Origin of the sequence: Qipengyuania sp. ABI-127-1 (assembly GCA_022953095.1) — a bacterium.
Classification (GTDB): Bacteria; Pseudomonadota; Alphaproteobacteria; order Sphingomonadales; family Sphingomonadaceae; genus Qipengyuania.
On record JALJCR010000001.1, the window covers coordinates 599196 to 623819 of the forward strand.

The 24624-nt window shown below is 58.3% G+C and carries 17 protein-coding genes; 11 read left to right on the forward strand and 6 right to left on the reverse strand.

Going from position 1 to position 24624, the window contains the following annotated elements:
* Positions 1 to 6: 6 nt before the first annotated feature.
* A complete protein-coding gene (locus MUY37_RS02845; RefSeq protein ID WP_499193903.1) occupies positions 7 to 927 on the reverse strand; it encodes a dihydrodipicolinate synthase family protein in 921 nt (306 codons plus the stop codon).
* Positions 928 to 1102: 175 nt separating this feature from the next.
* Here MUY37_RS02845 and MUY37_RS02850 point away from each other — a divergent pair, with 175 nt between their 5' ends.
* Complete coding sequence (locus MUY37_RS02850) at positions 1103 to 2020, forward strand: LysR family transcriptional regulator (protein WP_499193904.1); 918 nt, start codon at positions 1103 to 1105, stop codon at positions 2018 to 2020.
* On the opposite strand, the gene MUY37_RS02855 is transcribed toward MUY37_RS02850, so the two are convergent.
* The 3 genes from MUY37_RS02855 to MUY37_RS02865 are packed head-to-tail and all read right to left on the reverse strand — an operon-like array spanning position 1983 to position 5442.
* Positions 1983 to 3446 carry a sodium:solute symporter family protein gene (locus tag MUY37_RS02855; protein ID WP_499193905.1) on the reverse strand — a complete coding sequence of 488 codons (1464 nt, stop codon included), beginning with the start codon at positions 3444 to 3446 and terminating at the stop codon, positions 1983 to 1985. The two genes, MUY37_RS02850 and MUY37_RS02855, sit on opposite strands and share 38 nt — an antisense overlap.
* 2 nt (positions 3447 to 3448) lie before the next feature.
* Entirely contained in the window at positions 3449 to 3670 is a 222-nt protein-coding gene (locus tag MUY37_RS02860; RefSeq protein ID WP_499193906.1) for a DUF3311 domain-containing protein, read from the reverse strand.
* On the reverse strand, positions 3667 to 5442 hold the full coding sequence (locus MUY37_RS02865; protein ID WP_499193907.1) for a DUF885 domain-containing protein: 1776 nt from the start codon (positions 5440 to 5442) through the stop codon (positions 3667 to 3669). Before MUY37_RS02865 ends, MUY37_RS02860 begins: the two co-directional genes overlap by 4 nt.
* 485 nt (positions 5443 to 5927) lie before the next feature.
* On the opposite strand from MUY37_RS02865, the gene MUY37_RS02870 reads away from it, so the two are divergent.
* The 4 genes from MUY37_RS02870 to MUY37_RS02885 all read left to right on the forward strand — a co-directional run bounded on the left by MUY37_RS02870 (position 5928) and on the right by MUY37_RS02885 (position 12109).
* Positions 5928 to 6470, forward strand: a complete 543-nt coding sequence (locus MUY37_RS02870; protein WP_499193908.1) for a hypothetical protein — start codon at positions 5928 to 5930, stop codon at positions 6468 to 6470.
* A gap of 94 nt (positions 6471 to 6564) precedes the next feature.
* On the forward strand, positions 6565 to 8844 hold the full coding sequence (locus MUY37_RS02875; RefSeq protein ID WP_499193909.1) for a TonB-dependent receptor: 2280 nt from the start codon (positions 6565 to 6567) through the stop codon (positions 8842 to 8844).
* A gap of 207 nt (positions 8845 to 9051) precedes the next feature.
* Positions 9052 to 10761: a DUF885 domain-containing protein gene (locus tag MUY37_RS02880; RefSeq protein WP_499193910.1), complete on the forward strand. Its 1710-nt coding sequence runs from the start codon at positions 9052 to 9054 to the stop codon at positions 10759 to 10761.
* 31 nt (positions 10762 to 10792) lie between these two features.
* Entirely contained in the window at positions 10793 to 12109 is a 1317-nt protein-coding gene (locus MUY37_RS02885; protein WP_499193911.1) for an amidohydrolase family protein, read from the forward strand.
* Positions 12110 to 12300: 191 nt separating this feature from the next.
* On the opposite strand, the gene MUY37_RS02890 is transcribed toward MUY37_RS02885, so the two are convergent.
* The gene (locus MUY37_RS02890) at positions 12301 to 14007 is read right to left on the reverse strand and encodes a DUF885 family protein (RefSeq protein WP_499193912.1); all 1707 of its coding nucleotides are present in this window, start codon (positions 14005 to 14007) and stop codon (positions 12301 to 12303) included.
* 509 nt (positions 14008 to 14516) lie between these two features.
* Between MUY37_RS02890 and MUY37_RS02895 the strand changes: the two genes are divergently transcribed.
* The 6 genes from MUY37_RS02895 (at position 14517) to MUY37_RS02920 (ending at position 24115) form a co-directional block, all read left to right on the forward strand.
* Positions 14517 to 17279: a TonB-dependent receptor plug domain-containing protein gene (locus tag MUY37_RS02895; protein ID WP_499193913.1), complete on the forward strand. Its 2763-nt coding sequence runs from the start codon at positions 14517 to 14519 to the stop codon at positions 17277 to 17279.
* 84 nt (positions 17280 to 17363) lie between these two features.
* On the forward strand, positions 17364 to 19601 hold the full coding sequence (locus MUY37_RS02900) for a S9 family peptidase (protein ID WP_499193914.1): 2238 nt from the start codon (positions 17364 to 17366) through the stop codon (positions 19599 to 19601).
* A gap of 1 nt (position 19602) precedes the next feature.
* Positions 19603 to 21276: a DUF885 family protein gene (locus MUY37_RS02905; protein WP_499193915.1), complete on the forward strand. Its 1674-nt coding sequence runs from the start codon at positions 19603 to 19605 to the stop codon at positions 21274 to 21276.
* An 8-nt stretch (positions 21277 to 21284) separates the two neighbouring features.
* Positions 21285 to 21764, forward strand: coding sequence for a DUF3830 family protein (locus tag MUY37_RS02910; RefSeq protein ID WP_499193916.1), 480 nt, complete (start codon positions 21285 to 21287; stop codon positions 21762 to 21764).
* Positions 21765 to 21773: 9 nt separating this feature from the next.
* Positions 21774 to 22676, forward strand: coding sequence for a bile acid:sodium symporter family protein (locus MUY37_RS02915; RefSeq protein WP_499193917.1), 903 nt, complete (start codon positions 21774 to 21776; stop codon positions 22674 to 22676).
* A 224-nt stretch (positions 22677 to 22900) separates the two neighbouring features.
* Entirely contained in the window at positions 22901 to 24115 is a 1215-nt protein-coding gene (locus MUY37_RS02920) for an NAD(P)/FAD-dependent oxidoreductase (RefSeq protein ID WP_499193918.1), read from the forward strand.
* Positions 24116 to 24128: 13 nt separating this feature from the next.
* On the opposite strand, the gene MUY37_RS02925 is transcribed toward MUY37_RS02920, so the two are convergent.
* Positions 24129 to 24599, reverse strand: a complete 471-nt coding sequence (locus MUY37_RS02925) for a MarR family winged helix-turn-helix transcriptional regulator (protein WP_499193919.1) — start codon at positions 24597 to 24599, stop codon at positions 24129 to 24131.
* Positions 24600 to 24624: the final 25 nt, after the last annotated feature.

Sequence of the window (24624 nt, forward strand, 5' to 3'; positions counted from 1 at the left end):
TGCTCCTTACATACGTCCGATGGCGTTCAGCGTCTCCCTGATTGCGCCGAGATCTTCCTGCGCCAGATCATGCAGCGGTCGGCGGACGTACCCGCCAGGCAGGCCCTGGACGTTCAGCGCCGCCTTCAGAATTGCCGGTCCCGATCCGAAAAGGCCGACCAGTTCCGGCGTATACCACTCATCGAGTATCACGCGATCCTTGCGTCCGCAGGCACGCGCGCCATCTATGTCGCCCTGCCACAAGCGGTTGTAGAAATCGGGATGTGCCCTTCCTAGTACAGCTCCGGCACCCATCGTGCCGTCGCCGCCCCGCGCTTCGAGTAGTGCGAGACCATGCTCATCCATCGAGTGGCCGAACACCCTTACGGTTTCATTGACAGCAAAAAAGGTCTGCACGAACTTGCGCAAATCGGATGTCGATTGCTTGATTGCGACGACGTTCTCTAGCTGCGCGATCCGCTCTAGCAGGCCGATGTCCATATCGATGCCGGTTCCCGGAGGCCAATTGTAAACACAAACGGGCAGTGCAGCGCGTGTCGATACGTCGCGATAGAAATCCATAATCTCGTCGTTCGATGGTCGGATATAGGGCGGTGGCGTAACGAGAATTCCCTCGAACCCGCTGCTATCTGCCGCTTGTGAGAAGTTGACGACTTCGTTTGCGGTGAATGCTGTGCAGCCAGCAATCAGCGGGATCCGACCCTGGAGCGTGTCGCCCGCAGTCGCGAACAGGGAAACACGTTCCTCGGGAGAAAGGCTGGTCCACTCACCAGTAGTCCCTGCGATCACCAGTCCGTGCATCCCCTCTGCCTCGAGCCAAGTCAGCAATTCGCTGAAAGCCCTCAAGTTGAGCTGCTGGTCTTTATCGAATGGTGTCGTAATCGCGGGAATATATCCCCGCCAAGCAACACGTTCACGCTTGTTCAACCCTCTATCTCCGATTCGACCTTTTCCGGCCTTGATCCCAGGCAGGTACGCTGTTGCGAGAAAGCTCTCTGCACGGCAATAGCAATGAACCGTTACATTTATTGCGTTTTCTGCAAAATCGGCGATGGTCTAACTTGCTCAGAATGAGGTGCAGGTGCATGAAAAGGGTAATCACATGTGGGATAACGCACTGAATTATTTCTACGAAGCGGCGAAAAGAGGCTCGATGCGGCTCGCGAGCGAGAAAATCGGGGTCGCTGTGTCCTCGATCAGCAGACAGATCAGCCAGCTCGAGCGAACATTCGGGATGAGCCTGATTGAACCCGGACGCCGGTCGATCAAACTGACCGAGGCTGGAAAGCTCGTTTTCGAATTTCATCGCAAGCAACTGACCGATCGCGAAAGCCTGGTGAACCAGCTGCAGGAGCTGCGCGACGTCAAGACAGGGCGTGTGGTTCTGGGCATCGGAGAAGGTTTTATGGGTGATGCGTTTGCAGGTACGATCGCACAGTTTCACCGCCAGAATCCTGGTATCGAGATCGTCATCGATAGCGGACCCAGTGCCCAGATCGTCCGTATGGTCCTCGAAGACGACGTCCACATCGGAATGATTCTGCATGTCACGGACGAACCGAAGGTGCGCACCCGGTTGGCGGTGAAAGAACCTCTCATGGTGTTGTGTGCCCCTGATCATCCGGCTGCCGAACTGCAATCCGTTTCCCTGAACACCCTCGCCGAATATCAGCTATGCCTGCCCCCGCAGGGTTTCCGTATCCGTGCGATTCTTGCGCAGGCCGAGCATCGAGCCCGGATCGCTCTGGAGCCTATGCTGGTGACGACTTCCATCCAGATGATGAGAGACGTCGCAAAGGCGGGCAATGTCGTTACCGTGCTGCCGCGCATTTCGGCTCTGGCGGAGCTCGCTGACGGCAGCCTTGTCGCTCGCCCCCTGCTTGATGCTGAACTGGAGGATTCCACGGTTAGTCTCATCCATCGGCTTGGTCGGCAGCTCAATGGTGCGCCGGCGCGGCTCCTTTCCCTGCTGGAAAACAACCTCAAATCGTGGACATTGCCTCACGCGGAGCGGGAGTGACCGGCGAGACCAGTACGGATACGAGCGCGGCAATCATGGCATTGATCGCCATTGCCACCAGCCCCGTCTCGAACCCAGGCAGAAGCTCGGCCCACATCGGCGCGAACTGGGGCAACAAGGCGATGTACCCCGCGACGATTCCGGCGAAGATCCCGATGGCGTTGGCTCGCTTCCACAGGAACGCGAAATACACTCCGGGAGCAAGCATACCGACCGCTGCATAAGCCGACAGCCCGATGTCCACGAGCGAGCGGTTCGCGCCCAGCGTCAGCCATACGGCAATTGCTGCAAAGACCAGCAGCGAGAGGCGCGATGCCAGCAATTCGCCCTGCTCGCCGAGCGTTGGGACAAGCGGTTTGAAGATGTTCCTGCTGAACAGCGACCCCGCCGTCAGCAGGAGAACCGATCCCGGAACAAGGGCCAATAGGCAAGCTGTACCGGCGAACAGCCCGATTGCCCATGCTGGGTAGTTCATAGTCACGAATGTAAGCAGCGCCGCATTGGCATCACCACCTGGCGGATCGACCTCAGCAAGCAATGCTGCAAAGCCCAACATGATGATAAAGAAATAAGACAGCGAATAGAGCGGCTGAAGAACCGCATTGCGTCGGATCGTGCGACGATCCTGTGCCGAATAACAAAGCTGGAACAGATGCGGCAAAATCCAGTTGCCCAACGCAACATTGAGCGCGGCGGTCATTAACCATGTGGTCGACAGTCCGGCTTCTGGCTGCAGACCCGGAAAGCTGCCGATAGTGGGGTGGATGTCCTGAACGCGGGCGTAGATATCAAGCATCGAAGATGCGCCGACCTTGGATGCAGCTGTGGCGCACAGCAGGACAACCACCACCAGCATCAAAATGTCTTTAACGCCAGCGGCGAAGGCGGCGGAGCGCAATCCCGCAAGAAAAACGAACGCGATCATCGCAACTGCGGCGACAACTGCTGAAGCAATCGGGGACACTTGCGTACCCAGCGTCAGCCTGAGGATCAGGCTCAATGCCGTGATCTGGATCTGAACATAGACGATCAGGGCAAGAATGCCGGCGGCAGCCACGACGACGCTCAGCCATTTTGCGCGATACCGTTCCTGGAAGAAATCGGCTTGCGTCACGAGATTGTGCTTGCGGCCCTCATCCCAGATGCGCGGCATCAGCCAATATCCGATCACTGCCGAAAGCGAGACCGATGTCAGGGCAAGATAAGCAGGAGCACCGTAAGCCCAGGCATAGCCCGAAATCCCGAGCACTGCGAACGTAGTGTAAATCTCGCCCGCGTTGAGGAACCAGAATATCAGGATGCCGAAACGCCTGCCGCCGACTGCCCATTCGGTCATCGAAGCGACGCGGGCCTGCCGCTGACTGTAGAGGAGTGCTCCCACGACTGTGCCCAGCACGATCGCAAGCGTAAAGATCTGTACGGTCATGTTCAGTCCAGCTTCTCGTCGCTGGCCTTTTCAGCTCTTTCATCGAGCCGGAAGACAACTGCGATGACGATCGTCGTGAAGATGATTCCGACAAGCTGCCAGACCATCGGGAATGGTAACGAGAAAGGTCGCCAAGCGATGTCATTGATCAGCGGTGCGCCGCCGACCTGCCAAAGGAAGGGCAGAAGCAGTAGCCAGCGGTGCCGATAGTCGCGCGCCGTCACGAGCCAGCCATCCCGCCGCCGGCCGCGATCCAGTTCGCGACCTTGGTTTCCAGTACATCCATCGGTAAACACCCGGTGCCGATGACCTGATGATGGTAGTCGCGCACGTCGAACCGTTTGCCCAGGCGCCGAGAAGCACGGTCTCGAAGCTCCCGTATCTTCAATTCGCCAACCTTGTAAGCGCAGGCTTGACCTGGATGAGAGATGTATCGGTCGATCTCGACTGCGACGTCGCGCGGCGCCATCGAGGTGTTGGCGAGCATGAACTCTATCGCCTTCTGTCTGCTCCATCGTTTCGCATGAATGCCGGTGTCCACCACCAACCGCACGGCGCGCAGCATGGCCATGTCGTAGTGGCCGAAAAGCTGCATCGGGTCTTTGAACATGCCCAGTTCCGGCCCCAGAGATTCGGCATAAAGACCCCACCCCTCGATGAACGCGGTGGCCTTGCCTTTCTGCAGGAGTTCGGGAAGGGCCTCATCCTCTTGTGCAAGCGTCGTCTGAAAGTGGTGTCCAGGAATGCCCTCATGCAAGGTAAGCGTTTCCAGCGTCGGGATCGGGCGCGTGTCGAGCATCGACATATTGAAGAAGAGGATGCCCGGAGACTTTCCGTCTGGCGGTCCTGTCCGGTAATATCCAGTACCCCGCTGATCACCCAGCGCGGGTAATGCCCGCACTTCGAAAGGTGCCTTCGGGCTGTGATGAAACAACTGGGGAATGTTCGGCCAAATGCGTGCCTCAATCGCTTCGAAGCGATCGATCAGTTCCTCGGGAGTCTTACAGTAGAATTCCGGATTGGTGCGAATGTACTCAAAGAACGCCTTCAGGTCGCCTTCGAAGCCGACTGTCTGCCGTACCTGCTCCATTTGCTTGCGGATGCGGGACACTTCAGACAGGCCAAGGTCATGAATTTCATCGGGAGTTTTGGTGGTCGTGGTGTGCCGGGCAAGTTCCCACGCATAAAGCGCGCTGCCGTCCTTCATGGCCCAGCGCCCCGGTTCCGATGAAGCCCGAGGCAAATATTCGTCTCGCAGAAATGTCCGCCATGATCCGTATGCAGGATAGATCGCATTTTCGATCCTCGCACGATAGAGCTTCTCGAGCTCCTTGCGATCGGTACCGGTGATCGATGCGGGCATCCGTTTTATCGCGAACCAGAACGGACTGTCTTCAATCGGCATCGCCAGCATCGCGTCGACCTGGCCCAGGACATTCTCGATCAAAACGCGCGGCTGGCGATAACCAGCAGCCAGACCCTCCCGCGCCTTGGTCACGACGTTAGCCATATAGGCGGCGAACCCATCCAAGCGTGCGAGATTCAGCCCATAGTCCGCAAGAGTATCGAAGCGCGCCGATCCTCCGGACATGTAATCGGGAAATTCCACATGCATCCCGAAAGACGCATCGAAGGGGGCAAGGGTCTGCACATCGAACAGCCCCCGGTCGAACAGTGTAATCGTCTGACTCAGGTAATAGTCGAATACGTCGTATGCGATGGCCTCGACTGCGCTTAGCGCCGTGCGATCGATCGCCTTGAGGGCTTCGCTCTCTTCGCGGCGAAAGGCACTCAGTCTATCGCGATAGAAGTCAGAGTAGGGATCGACGAAAGCGGGACCCGTTGCCGTGGTATGTACTTGCTTGCTGGACAGTGGGTGGAGCCTTGCGTCACGCGCTGCGCTCAATTCCAGCAGGCTGCGCAGGCGGGCGGAGGCGTCCCTTGTTTGCGCGAAGGCCATGGAGGGAACAAGCGCACTAGACGCCATCAACATCATGGCATGCCTTCGGGACAGGACAAACTTACTGTGCTGAGACATTACGCGCTTCTCCCAAATCGCGATGATCCCGCGAATGGTAGCGTGGCTTCCGTGAACCTCCAGTATGGATCTGGAGCGAGAAATTCTGGAAAAATAATATAGAACAATTGCTTATGGGTGAAATGATCTCCTATGTTGCGTTCAGTGCAACGATTTGTCAGCATTGTGCACTTTTAGCGCATCGATGAAGCTGCTCCCTCTCCCCGCCGGTTCGGTCTCCTTGCCTTTGGGAGAAGCAGCAACGGCATCATCAAACTTCACCTGTCGGGGCTTCAGTAGTTGCAGCCGCGCATTTCCATACGAACTTCCCACTCATTAATTTGCGTTAGGCGCAACAAAATCCACTGTTCGATGTCATTGAAACAAATTCGTAACTGACTGAAACTCCGCAGCAGTCGCGTCACTGTGCCATCTTGGCGAAGGCGCTTTGGAGAATTCGGTCAATGAAGCGAGTTCGTACTGCAATTGCCGGTTTGGTGGCTGCTACGCTGTGTTTTAGCACTCAGGTTCATGCTGAGTCGAAGAAGGCACCGGGGCCTTCTTCGGACCCTGAGCGCCGTGCTGGGAAAGAGGCTCCGGCCATCGATATCCTTTCGCGCATGTTCATCTGGTGGAACGGTGCGTACACCGTGCCGGGTTCCTATACCGAAGAGGCCTTCTCCGCGTTTTTCACGCCCGATGCGACACTCACGCTCAATGGGCGCAGATCGATCACCGGCGTGGCGCAATGGGCCGAGCGGTTCCAAGACATTCAGGCGCTGGGGGGCGAGGTGGAGATCGTGGTGCCTTTCAAGGTCGTCTTCGCAGCGGATGACAAGATATATACATATCATGTCATCCGCTCGCGCCGGACCGAAGGCATCGGCTGCATGTTGGCCGCAGGTCACGCCACGGTCCGAGATGGGCTTATTGCGTCGATCGATCTGGTCCGATCCGAGCTAACTCCCGAACAAAGGCGGGTTGAACCGCTGTGCTGGCAGAGCTGATCGATACTCTGTCGCGTTCTCATGCCCCGGTCAGGGCGACTTTCAATCGGTGCAATCACATTTCATTCGATAATTCCAAAAGGGGAGACTGATCATGAGGTCGAGTATCAACGTGCGGAGGCTGCGCACAATTCTGCTCACATCGGCATTGCCCGCAGTCGCAGTCGCCGGTGTCGCGACGCCGGTTTCGGCACAGGACGTGGACGACGAAGGCCTTACGGATCAAGTCATCATCGTAACGGCGCAGCGCCGCAGCGAATCGATCCAGGACGTCCCAATTTCCATCACCGCGCTCGGGGCCGAACAGCTCAAGGATCAAAACGTTAACGGCGTCGATGATGTCTTCGCAATGACGCCGAACGTCGCGTTTCAATCCAACGGCTCACGCGATCGCAAGGATCTCTCTATCCGCGGCATTTCCAACCAGCTGAACCCCTATGCCGATGTGCGTCAGTCGAGCTACGCCTTCTATATCGACGAATTCAGCGTCGTTGCCGGTACCAGCAACCCGCAAATCGTCGACCTTGAGCGGGTCGAGGTGCTGCGCGGACCCCAAGGCACTTACTTCGGGCGCAACGCGGTTGGGGGGGCGATCAACGTCGTTACCAAGAAGCCGGTAGATTATTTCGAAGCTAATGCCCAGCTGGGCTATGCCAGCTTCGACACGAAGCGCGCACAGGGCATGATAAATATCCCCGTGGTCGAGGGTTTGCTCGCGATCCGAGCTTCTGGCCAGTACGAGAAGTCCGACGGGTATATCCGCAACATCAATCCGATCGGCGGCGGCAACGACAGTGAATACTACACCGGTCGCATTCAGGCGCGCCTGACGCCGCTCGACAACCTGACCTGGGACTTTACCTATAGCTATTCGGACGAGACACTCGGCATGCGTAACGGTGTGCCGACCGGCTTTGTCACGCGTACGTGGGCGGCGGTCTATTATGGAGCAACCGCCGGCCTGATCGCCGATCCCGACGGCGTCGGTTTCTTCCCGGAAAACACCAACGAAGTGAACTTCAACCGTCCGCAGGAGGTCGGGAGCACGTTCGAATACTACAGCTCACGCGCCGTCTGGGATTTCGGTCCGGTCGAAGCCACTCTCGTTGCCGGCCATCTGGAATCGGATCTGTTCAATTATGGTGATGTTGATGGTGGCAGTATAGATTTCTTTTACGAAAATCTTCTGTTGCACCGCGAATCGACGAGCGGCGAGCTTCGCTTGCAATCTACCGGAAGCCATTTTTTCGACTGGAGCTTCGGCGCCTTCTACGGCAAGGACACCGGCGATAGCGATCAACAGACTTTCCATGGAGCGGACAGCCCGCTTTGCCCCGCCTCCACCAATGGCGATTGCGAAGGCTTTGAAGTGACGGGTGGGGAAGGCTTCAGTACATCGCGATACTTCGCATTGTTTGCCCAAGGCACTCTGAACTTCACCGATCAGCTCTCGGCCACTGCGGGCTTACGCTATTCTTGGGAAAAGGTGACGAACACTTCGCAGACATCTTCTAACACGATCATCACCGGCACGAACGATCGGTCCGCCACGTTTGAAGATATCTCGCCCAAGTTCACACTGACCTATAAGCCGAACCCCACGCTCATGATCTATGCGACCGCATCGCGCGGCTTCAAATCGGGCGGCACCCAAACCAGCAATTCGGCCCAACTGCGCAACGAATTCGATCCGGAAACGCTCTGGAACTACGAAGTGGGCGCTAAGTTCGATTTGTTTGACAATCGCGTACGCGTCGACATCACTGGCTTCTACATGGACTGGAAGGATGTCCAGCAAACGATCCGTTTCCAGTTCATCGATCCGGGCTCTGGCCTGCTGCGTGGCGTCAGCGGTATCGCCAATGCTGCATCAGCGGAGAGTTACGGATTGGAAGGCAGCTTCAACGCCAGCCTTACACCGCGATGGACGCTCGCAGGACAGCTTGGCTACAACAAGTCGAAATACAGGGATTATCCGAACGCGCTGATCGATGGACAGATTCTTGATCTCACGGGGCAACAGCTAACCACGGCCCCGAAATGGACCGCCGGTGCCCAAACGCAATACACCCTCCCGCTCGGCTCTTTCGAGGGGTTCGTTCGCGGGGAATGGAGCTATCGCTCCAAGATGATCTCTAACCCATATTATTACCTCTACAAGGCTGTGCCCGGTGAACCGTTCCTCAGCCCCAGCTATCATAATGTGAATCTTCGACTGGGCTTCGAGAACGACAGCCTTCGCGTGGTTGGCTACGTCGAGAACCTGTTCAAAGCCAAATACTACGCGAACGCCTATGAGAAAGCGTTTTACAGTGGTTCGCAGGTCGAGCCGTCTTTCCGCGAGTTCGGCATCAGCGTAGGCTATTCGTTCTAAGACCAGCTGCCTGGCGCGGCAATGCACGCGCTGCGATACCGGAAGGAATGAAATCGCCGGTGGGAGATTTGTCTTCCACCGGCACCATGAGGAGATCGGGTCGTGCCGAGTGACAGAAGGAAATTTCTGAAGATTTCAGCTTCGGCCGGAATGGCTTTGGGTTTCGCGTCGCGCCCAGGGAGTGCTCTGGCGCACAGCAATGATGCTATGCTCGAAGCTCTGCTTCAAAGCCATTGCGAGAAGTTTCTTGCCCGGTCACCCGAAGAAGCAACGGCTGCAAACTTCGACATAGGCCCAAATGGCTATCTGCGGGCCAGGCTCGATGATCGCTCGCTGGCCGCGCGTGACCGTGATCAGCGCGCGGTCAAAGACGCTTTGGCACAGCTTAGAGCCGTACCCGTTCAAAGTCTCTCGCAGCGAGCCGCGCTTGATCGGGACGTTGCGCTCTACGTGTACGAAACGCTGGATCGCCTGCTTGGCTTTTACGGCTATGCAGATCTGAACCTACGGCCCAGCCCGTATGTCGTCAGCCAGATGAACGGTGCCTATTACTGGCTGCCCGATTTCATCGGTAGTCGCCACCCGATCACTGATGGGGCCGATGCGGAAGCCTATTTCGACCGTCTTTCCGGACTCGCGATCGCGCTGGATCAGGAAAGCGCTCGCATTCGGCATGATGCTGCCATCGGGGTGGTTCCGCCCGAATTCGTGATCGAGAAAACCATCTCGCAAATCAAGAACTTGCGCGACGGGCCGCCGCTCGCCTCGGCGCTTCTCGCACCCGCGATCGCGAGGATGGAGGCGCTCGACAGGCGGGGCGATGCCGAGCGGGCGACGAAGATTTTCCGGCAGATCATCCAGCCAGCGCTTACCCGGCAGATCGAGGCGCTCGAAGCCGTCCGTGCGCAAGCGGTCGATACGGCCGGGGTCTGGCGCCTGCCCGACGGCGATGCCTATTATGCAAGCGCGGTGCAGGCGAATACGACGACAGACATCGCGCCGCACGATCTGCATGCGCTCGGCCTAGAACAGTGCGCATCGCTGCTTTCCCAAATCGACGCGCTGCTCAAGGCCCAAGGCATGAGCCAGGGTACTGTCGGCGAACGCATTGCCGCTCTTAATGCGGATCAGCGCTTCAAGGTAAGCAATGACGATGCGGGACGCGAGAAATTGCTGGAGCTTGCCCGCCGCCATGTCGAGAATATAACCGCCAGACTGCCCGAAGCCTTTGGCAGTACTGCAGTCAATCCAATCGTCGTCAGACGTATTCCCGTTGCTGTCGAGGCGGGAGCACCCGGAGCATTCTATAGCGAAGGAGCCCCTGGTGAGCCGAGCGTCTATTCGTTGAACCTGCGAAACCCTGCGGAACACTCGCTCTGGCGGTTGCCGACATTAACGCATCACGAGGCCGTGCCCGGACATCATTTCCAGTATAGCGTGCTTGCCCATGCACCGTCTTTGCCGCTCTTCCGCAGGATAGTCAGATTTTCGGCCTATACCGAAGGGTATGCCCTCTACGCCGAGCAGGTAGCGGCAGAGCTCGGCATTTTCGACGACGATCCCTTCGGGCGTATTGGCGAACTGCAATCGCAATTGTTCCGCTCAGCGCGCATCGTGGTGGATACCGGCCTGCATCACAAACGCTGGACGAAAGATGAAGCGATCCGGTGGATGGTCGACAACGCAGGCGAACAGCCGCTTTCGACCGAACGCGAAGTGACCCGCTATTCGGTTTATCCAGGCCAGGCATGCAGTTTCAAGGTCGGTGCCACGCGCATTGTCGAGAGCCGCGAGGCAGCTCGCGAAAAGATGGGAGCACGCTTCGATATTCGCAAATTCCACGATTTGATCCTCACCTCGGGGCCGATGCCCATGGCGGTGATGGAAAGGGCCGTGCAGCAATGGGCCGAAGCCTGACAGACTTCGAACGGGAGTGACGATAATGAGAATGGCGACAATCCGGCGGACGTTTGTTGGTCTGCTTGCCGCGATCGCGGCAACGAGTGCGCAGGCGGTGCCGGATGCGGCACCCGTGCAGCAGACCGTAAGCGAAGAGACCGTCGTCCTGACCGAAGCTAATGTTGTGGACGTCGATGGCGGCGCTCCGGTGCTCGATGCGGTAGTCGTCATTCGCGGAAATACGATTGCCGAGATTGGCCCGGCGTCTTCGGTCATGATTCCCGATGAGGCGCAGGTGGTCGCCATGAAGGGCAAGTGGTTGATCCCGGGCCTGATGAATATGCATACTCACTTTGGTCTTGTGTTGCCCGGCAGCGAAGGCGCGGAACTTGCAGACGAAACCGATCCTGAACTCGCCCTCCGCATGGCTAACAACGCCCGCAAATCACTGCTGGCAGGCGTCACGACGGTAAGACTCGTGGGAGAGACACACGGGGTCGATTTTGCTGTTCGTCGTGCGATCCAGAAGGGCGAGGCCATTGGTCCGCGCGTCAAGACTGCCGGGGAGATCATCGTACCAACGGGCGGGCACGGCTTTTTGGAAGCGGATGGGCCTTACGCACTTGCACGGGCAGTACGTGAGCAGATCAAGAAAGGCGCGGACTGGATCAAGATAGCGATTTCTGGCGGCATCTCTGACACGCACGGCAGCATTGGTGCGGCACCGATGACTGATGAGGAGCTTTCAACCCTGATCGAGGTCGCGCATCGCAACGGTATCCCGGTAACTGCACATAACGGTTCTCCAGCAGCGGCCGAACAGTCGATAAAATTCGACATCAACTGCTTTGAGCACGGCTATTTTCTCACTCCTGAAAATCTGGCTGCGATGGAAAAGAAGGGCATCTGGTTGGTGCCAACGATTGTGGTTTCACAAGCCGGAGCGATGGAATTCTTCCGCAAGATCGGCTCGCCCGAATGGTATCTGGAACGGGTAAGGTCGACAGGCAAGCAGCATTGGGCGATGCTGCAGAATGCCATCAAGGCAGACGTCAACATCGCACTCGGGACTGACCAGTTCCCGTTTGAGCCCAACAGCGGCACCACGGCAACCGTCGCGGAAGCCGAGCTCTACGTTCAGGCTGGCATGACCCCGCTGGAAGCGTTGCAGGCGGGCACTACGCAGACCGCAAAGATGCTCAAGATCGAAGATCAAGTTGGTCGATTGCAACCGGGCCTGCTTGCGGACATCATCGCGGTCGATAGCGATCCGACGGTCGATATCTCGGCCTTGCGTTCGATCAGTTTCGTGATGAAGGACGGGGTCATTTATCGCGACGATGCCAATGGTGTGTTGGCAAATTGATTGCGAAGTAGGACGCCAAGTATATCCAATGCCTTAGCATGGTTGGCTGTCATCAACATGCCACGGAGGGAATTGGGTCCATCCCAAGCCCCGATAGCATTCCGGTATGGTTCGAAATACCCACATACCGACGTGGGGAACTGGCTGGGTTCACGCGCCATCGCCCTGGCGAGATCGTTTCCCGGTGCGGTTCAGTCTCTTCCCAAGACTTCGGCAAGCGGAGTGTGAGGCCAGAGCATCTGAATCTCGTCGTCATACCCCGTCAGATCGTAACGGAGAAGCGAGACGGGCAAACGACCCGTTCCCATCAGATAGTCGTGAAAGTCCCTGATCGAGAAGGCATCACCCAGTTGGCGTTTCCGGTCGGCCAAGAGTTTCTGCAACTGCATGGCACCAATGGTATAGGTCATTCCATACCCGGGAGGGCGGCGAATGTAGATGCCGGCATCGACGCGCGCGACGTTTTCGTCGAGATAGGGCGTCCAGCCTTGCCAGTACGCCATGGTTTCGGCCACGGACATTTCGTTGCGTTGCATTTTGACGTCGCCAACCGTCCGTGCCGCGCGGAACAGGCCGAAGATATAGATCAACTCGCGCGTGCGAGGTCGATCATCGAAGAGACCAAGCTGAAGGGCGGTTTCTTCCAGATAGAACCCCCAACCTTCCGTGCGCCCGCTATCGCTTATGTTGCGGCGGATGGGGTGCGACACGTGCCGTGCCATAATTCCATCGAAACGATGGCCCGGGAAGGTTGCGTGGAGATGATCGGGTGATGCATCGCGAAACTGGATCTGCTCCCAGAACATTGGCCCGTCCGGTCGCACGATCCAGGGCGCGTTATATCCCATTTCCCGATAGTTATCGGGAATATAGTCGGGAATGGAGACGATCTCCTCGTCAATCAGCCACTGACGGATTTTCGCGTCGGTTCCGGCGAGCTGTTCTTCGTACTCTTCGGCCGATAGCGGAAGTTCCAGCTCGGGCAGATTGCGGTTGCGATGACGCTCGGTAGTGTAGTTTGCCCAGTGGCGCTGCAATTCGCGCTCGGCAAGCGTGACGATCTGGTCGGAATCGTAGGGCATCAGCCGCACATTGGTAAGGAACCAGTCGTATGCCTCGCGTCCCACTCCCGCCCGAGCCGTCATTTCCGGGCGGGACGCGACCAGCCAGTCTTTGAATTCAACAATTGCCGTTTGGGCGTTGATTATATCGGCGACCAGTTGCGGTTGCTGGACAGTCGCCCGGGCACGAAGATCTGCAAACCAGCCTATCGCGCCCTCAGGCTCTACGGCACGATACGGCATGCCATGCCCGACACCATCGCCGTGCGAAAGGCTGTGTATGGCAAGATCGGCGTAGTCCGCAGCGACAGAATCAAGGTTGATACGCGCTTGAGCAAGATATCTGGGGATGACCTTTATCTGCGCTTGGAACTCACTCAGTTCGTTTCCTTGCAGTGGCAATTCAATATAAGCCAAGCGCTGCACCTCGTCGACGTACATGCCAGGATCGCGTGCCCAGGGCTTGGTCACGCTGAACGTAAAATCCGCAAGATCCATCTGCGCCCGAATTGCCAGATAGTCGACCTGCCGATGGCGATCCCAGTCGGCTACTGCAAAACCCGGTAACTGCGTCTGGAATGCCCGCAGTTCCTCCTTGCGCCTCTCCACCGTTGATGGGCTGTAGTCGATGACGCCCTCTACCGGCTGCGGGGTGCGCCATTCGTGGAAAGCGGCGAATAGGGCGACGAGCTCCTCGTACGGCCGCTCCCCGGCTGGAATGTTGCTTTCGGGCGCTGCCTCGTCGGGGCGCTCTGCTGGCGTCGAAGCGTTCGCTGCCGTCGGCATGACTGTTCCGGCAAGCAGAATCGCGGCGGTCGTAATAGCAATATCGCGCATGAATCATCCCCCTTTGCGGACGTACGGTAGGTCTTTCGTTCTCCACCCGACATTAGAACTAATAACATGTGATTATTGCCATAATGTTCCATGGATCGATATTCGTCAAGCGGTCATGGGGTGGTCCGTAGCCCAAGCCCATCCGGTTCGCCTCCCCGAAAGAATGGCTTTGGCCGCCGCGAAAAAGGTGATTACTCTTGCGCTACTAAGAAATAAAATTATCTTTTTTTACAAATTCATATTAGAAATACGGCCCGCCACTAACGCGCAAGGCCTGGCAATCGTAGTCATCGAAGCGACGCGATTGTCAAATTTCTGACCAAGGCAATTGACGGCCACGCGAAAATATGCTGAAAATCACGCAAATCTTCACGAGAATGGTCTGCGGAGGGTTGGCTCCCGGGTCCGGAAGGTGAACGATAAAGCTCAGGGAGGTAATCAAAATGGTGAGTGAGAACGCTATAGGCTTTGGTGCGGCGCTTAAGGGGACTTCGGCGCTATTTCTCTCGATGGCCGTAGTCAGCACGGCGACGGCACAAGAGGCGCCGAGCGCAGCAGAGTCGATCGTTGTCACCGGCTCGCGCATTCCCCGCCCCGATGTGGAATCGAACAGCCCGGTCAACGTCATCGGGGAAGAAGAAATCAAGCTCTCCGTCACCAGCGAAACCGAGCAACTCCTTAATGCGCTACCACAAGCGGTTGCCGGTGCAGGCGCGCAATCCAACACCGGAAATGGGTCGGCCACGGTTAATCTTCGCGGACTTGGCACCGTGCGTACGCTGGTCCTTCAGAACGGTCGACGAATCGTGGGGGCCTCGCAGGATGGCGTCGTCGATCTCAATATGATCCCGCCGTCACTGGTTTCGCGGATCGAAGTCGTCACCGGCGGCGCGTCGGCCGTTTACGGTTCGGACGCTATGGCCGGTGTGGTCAACTTCGTCATGAGGGACGACTTCGAAGGCCTTGAGATCGGTGGTTCGTACGGCATTAGCGACGAGGGCGATGCCGCGCGCTACAATTTCGACATGACGGCGGGTGGCAATTTTGCCGACGGTCGCGGTAATATCGTGTTTCACGGAAGCTACTACAATCGCGCTCAGGTCAAGGGCGTAGCGCGTGATCACGCGCTGGATTATTTTGCCGATGCGATCATCGACGGCAAACCGGTACTGGTCGAGTCAGGCAATGGTGTGACGCCTCAGGGTACGATCTTCTCGCCCGAACTGGTCGGGCTGACCGATCCCTATGGCAATACGATCGGGACTGCCGGCATCTTCTTCGCGCCAGAGGGCTGGCGCGCCTATCGACCGAGCGATGGCTTCAACGATCGCCCGTACACCAACCTCCAGATGCCCATGGAGCGCTGGCAGGGTTCGGTTCTGGGTCACTACGACGTAGCCAATGGTGTAACGGCGTTCTGGGAGGGGTCGTATGTCCACAGCAAGATTAATTCCACGCTAGGCGCTGTCCCCATGAGCAGTTCGGGCTTCATCCCCGGTTTCCAGCTCGACTTGCGCAATCCCTACCTCGATCCAACGCTGCGTGAATTCCTCAGCGACAATATGGATGATGATGGGGACAGCCTCGTCCCGGTCAATATCAATCGCCGCCTTCTCGACGGTGGTTCGCGCACCAGCGACCAGACGCGTGACTTCTGGCGTTTCGTTGTCGGGCTCAAGGGCGAGTTGACCGACAGGCTTTCGTGGGAGGTATTCTTTAACCAGGGGCAAACGAAGGTCACTGACGTGCAGGGCGGCGGTGTCCTTGTCGACAATTTTGCGAACGGCTTCCTCACCGATCCCAACGACCCCTTTAGCTGTGCCACGGATGATCCAGCGTGCGTCGTTCTCAATCCTTTCGGTCTCTACTCAATGACGCCGGAAATGATCGACTACATTTACACTGATCTGACCAATATCACCACGATCAAGCAGAAGCAGGTCGGGGCCAGCCTTACTGGAACGCTGTTTACACTACCGGCTGGCGATGTCGGTATCTCGCTCGGGACGGAGTATCGCAAGGAAAGCTCGTCCTTCGATCCCGATCAGCTCTATGTCATGGGCAAGGCGCTCTCGCGGTCCGCAGGGCTGAGCCCCACGGCGGGTTCGTTCGATGTGGTCGAAGGATATGGCGAGCTTTATGTTCCGATCCTGGCTGACATGCCTGGCATACGGCTGCTGGCGTTCGAAGGCGGGGTGCGTTTCTCGGATTATTCGACGGCCGGTTCGGTCTGGTCGTACAAGCTTGGCGGAGAGTACTCGCCGTTCGACGGCCTGAAATTCCGCGGGCTTTATCAGCGGGCGGTGCGTGCGCCGAATGTGGTGGAGCTCTTTTCGGGTGCGACCAACACCGCTCCTCAGGCGGTCGACTTCTGCAACGCTACCCCCGAACGTACCGCTGCCGAGCGGGACTTCTGCGTCAATGCGCTGGGTGTTCCGGGCGGAGTGATCGATGTTTTTCAGCAGGAAAACCAGCAGATCCGCGCGGTTACGGGCGGTAATCCCAACCTGCAGGAAGAAACCTCCGACACGTGGTCGGTCGGTGCGGTGATACGCCCCGATTTCCTTCCCGGCCTTCAGCTCACAGTCGACTATTACAATATCAAGATCGAGGATGCGATCGGCTCTTTCGGTGGCGGTCTCCAGTCCGTGATTACCGCCTGCAATGCCGACATGTCGCTCGAGAATGTGTTTTGCGTCCCTCTGCGCAACCGCACCCCCGACGGTCAGCTTTATGACGTACCGCTGCTCAACGCCAATATCGCAAAAATGGAGGCGCGCGGCGTCGACTACCGTCTGGACTATCGCCACGATCTCGCTGCTTCGTCGTTGAACTACTATATTGCCGGTACGTACCTCATCGACAATATTTCGCAGGGCAGCCCCATTGTGAACCCGGTAAACTGCGCTGGCTATATTCGTGGCGGAAGCTGCGGAACGGCCAGCCCGAAGTGGCGCTTTACCCAGCGGCTAACTTGGGAGGCAGACAGGTTGCAACTTTCGTTGCGGCACCGGTTCATCGGCTCGGCCACGGACGGGCGGATCGCTGGCGCGAAAGCGTCTGGCGCCCAACCGCCAGCCTTGGCCGTACCTGAAACCGGCGACGTGCATTATTTCGATCTGAGTGCCTATTACGACGTCGTCGATAATTTCACCTTCTTCGCAGGGATCGATAACGTGCTGGACGAGGACCCGCCGTTCTATCTCTACGAACGTGAAACCTACGACGCTATCGGGCGCCGATTTACGATCGGATTCAGGGCGGACTTCTGAGTGATGGTACCCGACCGCGCCGACGAGGCGTCGGTGCGGTCGGGTGTTTACGTGGTCTGAAGTGCAGGAGGGGAGTTTCCGCAGATGGGCAGGTTTGGATTGATCCGGGCGTTCGGAACGGCGGTGACGCTGTTTCTGGCTACAGCTGCTGTGGCTGGCAATGAAATGTCTAGCCAGCAGGCGGTGCCGGGCGATACTGCGGAAGTCGCTGGAACGACTCTGTCGATCGGCGAACTCTATCGCTATCAGAGCCTGATCGGCACGACGCCTGAAGGTTACAGTTGGTCGCGCGACAGCGACACTGTTCTCTTTCTGTGGAATGATCAAGGTTACAGCTTTCGCGATGTCTGGACCTATTCGGTGCGGACCGGGGAAAAAACCCGGTTGACCTTTCTGGGGCAAGATAGCGATCCTCACGCGGAACGACCGGGCATTTCCCAAGCCGTGATGCTGGGTGACAGGCGGGTGGCCCTCACTCTCGACGGAAAACTCCATATTCGCGAACCCGACGGGTCGGTTTCCCCGCTCGAAACCGACAAGCAGGCGGTACGCGGCCTCACTGTATCGCCCGACGGAAAATGGCTTGCTTTTGTTTCGGGTAGCCCGGTGGATATCCGCAATCGTGTCACTCTGGGCGGGGAACTGTGGATTCGCGCAACGGAGGATAGAAGGGAGAGTTCCGCCCGGCGTCTGGTTGGTAGTGATGATCCCAAGATATACGTTCAGGATTACGAGTGGGCGGACAATAGTGGGTCTATCGTATTTAATCATTCCGACGATCGCGCAATGCCCGAGCGTGACATCTATTTTTATGCCGATGGCGAGTTGCAGAACAACCGTGTGATCCGGGCTTTCCCGGGCGATGAAACAACGCGCGCGCGCATAGGCTTGGTCTCGTTGGCTTCGAACGAGATTCGGTATTTCGATCGGCCCGATCCCAAGCATCACATATGGGGTTACGGTCTGTCGGGCGATGGCAAGCGACTCTTCATCAGCGGTTCGGACCTCGAGGCCAAAGAACACACGATTTATCTTTACGATGTGGGAAGCGGGGCCCGCGAAACATTCTATCAGCTTGATGACCCCCGCCATCTGCGACCCGATTGGCAAGTCGACTGGGCACCGGACGACGAAGGTTTGATCATTTTGACCGACCGCGATGGCTGGTTGCAGCTCTATCATCAGCGCAATGCCGGTGAACAGCCGCGCCAGATTACCCAAGGCGATTGGGAGATCGAATCCTTTGCGGTCGATAGCACGACAAATTCGCTCTACTTCACCGCGAACAAATCGCACCTGGCCGATCGCCAAATCTATCGCGTGCCTGCCGCTGGTGGCGAGGTGGAGCGTGTTTCAGGGAGTGCGTCTGGAACTCACCAACCGGTCTACTCGCCCGATTTCAGCCACATCGCTGACTGGTACAGCAGCGATACGATGCCGCCCGAACTGTTCGTGATCGATACGGACAGACCGCGAGAGGCGACAAGAGTCACCCGTTCGCCACAACCGGAATTCTACGACCAGACATGGGCGGATACACGGTACGTCGAATTTCCAAGCCATGTGGACGGCATGAATCTGGTCGCCCGTCTCAGCGTGCCGGCCAATTTCGACCCGACGCGGCGCTATCCGGTAATCGTTGGGTCGGTTTATTCGGATGCCGTGCGCAATCAATGGGGCGGTCGGCGGTCGCATCCGACCTGGGGACTGGACCAGTATCTGGTAGGACAGGGCTACCTGATAATCAGCGTAAATGTCCGTGGATCATGGGGGCAGGGGCGTGAACACAATCAGACCCAGCTGCACAGCTACGGTGGAACCGACATCGACGATCTGGAAAGCGGTGTGCGATATCTGATCGCGCAAGGCCACGCCGACCCAGACCGTGTCGGGATTTGGGGGTCCAGCTACGGCGGCCTGATGACCATCATGTCGCTGGCCAAGAAGCCGGATGTATATGCTGCGGGCATCGCAGGAGCGCCGGCCACCAATGTCTGGCATGCCTACCCCTCGCAGATGTGGATCATGGGGCCGCCTGAGGGTGACGACATGCCTGCGCGCTACGAGGCACAGTCGCCTCTCTATCACGCCGAAGGTATCGAAGATCCGCTGATGATTATTCACGGTTCGCGCGATCCGGTGGTGCTTTATTCCGACACGATCGCGCTGGCCGAAGGAATGATCGAACGGGAGCAGATGTTCGAATTGGTGACCTTGCCGGGCGCCCATCACGGCTGGGATCTTGAAAGCCTGCCTCAGACCCGGTTCTCGTTTCGCAAAATGATCGATTTTTTCGACCGCAACGTGAAGAACAGGAAATAGCATGCTGCGTGCATTGATTAGCCTTGCCGCAGCAGGGGCCGCATTACTGGCCGCGCCAGCGACCGCAACGGAGCCGGCGGTGCAGGAGCTGGGAGCTGAATTCTGGGCATGGCGCGCAACCACGCAGCCGACCACGAGCGATGACATACCCCGCATCGAACGCCCCAGTGGCTGGGTTCCCGATTGGTCGCCACAAGCCGTTGCTCGGCAGAGGGATGTATTGCGCCAGTTTGAGGCACGCTGGACCCGCCTCGCGGATGAACCCAGAAATGTCAGCCATTCGGTTGACTACAGGCTCGTCGGTTCGGCCCTCGCACGAGTCCGCTGGGAATTGGATCATGTCGCGGCATGGCGGCGGCAGCCGCACTTCTATATCGCGCAAGCCTTCACGCCGATATTCGAAGTGCTTTTGCCTCCCCCCCCGGTCGAAAAGGAGCGCATCGAGCGGGTCGTGCGCTTGCTGGAAAACGCGCCGGCGGTGTTTGCTGCCGCCCGGCACAATCTCGACGATATGCGGGACCCGTTCGTCGACGTCGCACTGACGCAACTCGGTGTGGTCCCGCGCAGTTTGCGCGGTATGATGGCGGGGCTGGAACCCCATGCCACGCCGGAGCAGCGAAGAGCTCTGACCGCATCGGTCGAAAACGCCATTGCCGCGGCCGCGCAGTTTGGTGAGTTTCTCAAAAACAATCGGGACCGCCTGCCCGACAGCACCGCCGTGGGTGAGGAGAGTTATCGGTTTTTTCTGAGCGAGGTGGCGCTCTATCCCTTTTCGGCGGAAGAGCTGCTCGTCATGGGGCGGCAGGAATGGGCCCGTTCGGTGCTTTTCGAGGAATTGGAGCGTAATCGTAACGCGGGCGTGGCCGAACTCCCGATCGGCAGTTCGATAGACGCCGTCACCGCGCAGTTGAATGCCGACGAACTGGGCATTCGCCGTTTCCTGCGCGAACGCGGACTGCTGACAGTTCCCGATTGGGCGGGCCATTACAATGCACAGCCATTTCCGGCCTATCTGGCTCCAATCGGTTGGATGGGCAGGACTTTCGATCTGACCAGCCAGGGTCGGGTCGGGCAGAACGCCACCGTTTACCTGCCCGACCCGTCACCTGACCTTGGCTATTTCAACCTGTCGATTACTCGAGATCCCAGACCGATCATTGTGCACGAAGGGGTGCCCGGTCACTTTTTCCAGCTCACACTGGGATGGAAACATCCCAATCCATTGCGGCGTCATTACTATGACAGCGGCGCAAACGAGGGCACGGGATTCTATGCCGAAGAGATGATGCTGCAGGCGGGTCTTTGGGCCGATGCCCCCAAATCGCGTGAGATCATCTACAATTTCGCACGTGCACGGGCGTTGAGAGTTGAGGTCGACGTCAAGCTGGCACTAGGCGAGTTCACCATTGCCGAGGCCGCAGACTATCTCGAAGCCATGGTGCCGATGGATCGTACCACGGCGGAGCATGAGGCGGTCTTTTTCGCCGCCGCGCCGGGGCAGGCAATTAGCTATCAGATCGGTAAGATGCAGACCGCCGAGTTCCTCGCCGAAGCGCGTGTACGGGAAGGCGATGCTTTCGATCTGAAACGATTCCACGACTTCCTGTGGCTGAACGGAAATGTCCCGATCGCGCTGCAGAAGGAAGAGTATTTTGCAGCCACCGGGGCGGATTGAGGGGCATCATGCAGATCATTCGATTGGTTGAACCGGAATCCGGCCTTTCGGCGCGGTGCCAGCTCCTGTACGAGGTGGCGCCGGTGTCGGCACGGTTCTTGTGGGAACTGGCAGAGCGTCAAGCCAGCTTCGAGGCGCTACATGCCATCTGGACCGGGCCGGAGATTTCCGTTCCGATGCCGGCAGGTGTTCTGCCCGGCACTATGGAGCGCCCCGTCGTACCGCCTGAGAACGCCACCTCCCACCCCGAGGCGGGCGATATCGTCCTGGCGTATCTTGCTGCAGGAAGCACCAAAGGGCTGCCGCCTGGAGATTTCTACGACGTCGGCCTGTTCTACGGTGCCGGGGGGCGCTTGATGATGCCGTTTGGCTGCATACAGGCTAATGTCTGCGCGCGGATATTGGACGAGGACCTGGCGAAAGCGCAGGCCGATTGCCGCACGATCCGTCACAACGGTGCCTGCACGCTCTCCTTCGAAGCAGCCTGAGGAGCGCGCATGGCGTATGATGATGTAATGGCGCTACTGGGCGATTGGTTCCTGCCGGGGTCTTTGGTCGCCATTATGGTTTCCATGGGACTTTCGCTGACTGCGAACGACTTCAGGCAGGTTTTTCGCAACAAGCGTGCTCTTGTCTTGGGCGTCTGTTCCATGCTGGTGGTGCCGCCGCTGATTGGCGTGACCATGGCGCTCACCGTGGCGCCCTCACCGGCGCTGGCCGTTGGCTTCGTCCTGCTTGCGACGACGCCGGGAGGGATGCTGTCCAATCTCTTCACCGATATGGCGAAGGGCGATCTGGCCCTATCGATGTCGATGACTCTGGTCATCAGCATGATCTATATCATGGTGGTACCGTTCTATGCGCACTTTGCGCTGTTGCATTTCATGGGCCTCGATGCGGAGGTTAACATTCCGCTCGGCCAGTTTTTCTGGGACATCTTCTCGATCACCCTGCTGCCGGTGGCGGTCGGCTTTGCAGTGCGTGCCTGGCGACCGCAGCTCGCGCTGCGGCTCAAGCCCTATGTGAAAAATACGGCTACGATCGTGCTGTTCGGGTCCTTCGGCCTGATCCTGTTCGATCAGCTCCCCGTCCTCCGTAAGAACCTGGGCGCGCTGTTTTGGATAACGGTAGCGATCAATCTGGCCGTTGTGCTCGTGGTTATGGCCATCGTGCGATTTGCCGGCCTCTCACGTAGAGAAAATACCGCCATCGGTATTGAGCATCTCATGCGACAGGAAGGAACGGCAATTTTCATTGCCGTATCGATTGTTGGAAACAATGAAATGTCTCTGCCAATGATTATGAATACACCCGTTGCACTCTGTTTCGTTCTTATCTTCGTCGCCACCGCGCGGAGATTGAAACGGTCCAGTACCTTTCTTGGCAGTGCAGCAAATTGACCGACAAAATAAGATAAAAGCCCGTTCGACGGGCGAGCAGGAAAGTCACAGTGATGAAGTGGTACCCGCCATCGGGCAGCGACGGGAGATGCGGTCTTCCCGGCGGACGCATATCTCGTGCGAAGGCAAGCGATAGAGTGCCCCCAGCCGCTATCGCGAACAGGCGCAGCAGTGCTGCAGCCGATCGGCCGTTGTGGTTCGCCACTGCGGCTCCGGGGCCTCTGTTGGCGCCATTGCGTGGTCAGTCCGAAACAGATGTCCTTGTCATCGGTGGCGGGATTGCAGGAGCTACGACAGCGCTGCATCTTGCTGAACGCGGAGTTGAGGTAGCGCTGGTCGAAGGCGATCAGCCGGGTGGAGGGGCAACCGGGCAAAGCGGTGGGCTGGTCGCCCCCGACTATATCCGCCATTCGCCTAACACGATCTGCGACACATTGGGTGCCGAAGCCGGCGCGCGCCTGACCAGAATGATCGGAGATTCGGCCGGTTTCGTTTTCGATTTGATCGAAAAGCACGGGATCGACTGCGACCCCCGGCAGGACGGGTTTTACACGCCCGCCCACACGGCGGCCATGGCGAAGAACCAGAGAACTTATGCCGATCAGTGGCGGGCATTGGGTTATGATGTCGAGTTTGTGGAAGCGGCAGCAAGCGAACGCCTGTTTGGAAGCCAGCGATATTCGGGCGCGTTGCGTTTTGCAGCGGGCGGCAGCCTCAACCCGCTCGGCTATGTGCGCGGTATTGTCAGAGCCGCGCTTGATGGCGGAGCCAGGGTTTTTGCCGATAGCCGCGTCATTTCACTGCAAAGGCGTGGTGGAACCTGGGTCTGTCGCACGCGAGAGGGGACGATACGGTCCCGGCGGCTTGTCCTTGCCGCAAACGGCGGGAACGCGGCGTTGCATCCGGCCATGGCACGCACGAGCCTGCCGCTTCACGTCGTCCAGTTCGCGACCGCGCCACTGTCCCCGCAGGAACGGCAGGCGACGCTTCCCGAAGGCGGTGCGTTTACGGACAAGCGCCCCTATCTGTTCACCGCGCGTACCGATGGTCTCGGACACTTGATTTCCGGCTATCCGACGACATTATTCGTGCGGAGCGAACGTGCTCAGTGTCGCGAGGCCGAGCGGCGCTTGCGGCAGAACTTTGCGGCGCTACCGGACCCAGAGATCTCCCATCTCTGGCGGGGTCTGGCCTGGGTCAATGCGTCTCTGCTGCCCGAAGTCTATGACTTGGGAGACGAAGCGATTGCGATCCAGGCCTGTAACGGTCGGGGTATCGCGACGAATACCGCCCTGGGGGCGGAAGTGGCGGAAATGCTCGCCACTGGCGATCGGGAGGCATTGTCGGTCCCGCCAAGCCGCCCCGAACCCATTCGCTTCCACGCGATCGCCGCATTACTGCCCAAGCTTCTCATGTCGCTAGCTTACATATCGGACTGAGCGGGGAGTGCTGTCAGATGGCCAGAGGTTCCAGGTTGTCGTGAAGTCGGTTAAGCAGCGCAACGAGCTGTTCGAATTCGTCGGCGGTCAGTCCCTCGACAAGATGCTCGTATATCGGGGCAGTCACCTGCCGCGCCGTTGCCAGCCGCTCTTCGCCTTCCGGCGCGAGCGCAACCATCGAAACCCGGGCATCCGTCTCGCTCTGGGTCTTGGTGATGAGACCCGCCGTAATCATCCGTTGCATGATGCGGGTCATTGTCGAAAGATTGATCACCGCCGTATCGGCGAGATCGCGCGCGCTGCGAGGCGATTTCTCGCCCAAGATCATCAGTACGCGCCAACTCGGGATATCGAGGTCGATTGCCCGCAGCCGGGCGTCGATAATCGTGTTGTAGCGGCTGATCAGCCTCGTGAGCAGGTAGAATGGATACCGCTTGACCTGGAATGCAGGGGTGCGCGGATTTCCGGATCGAAAGGCGTCCATGAGGGGCAATTAGGCCGAACCAAAT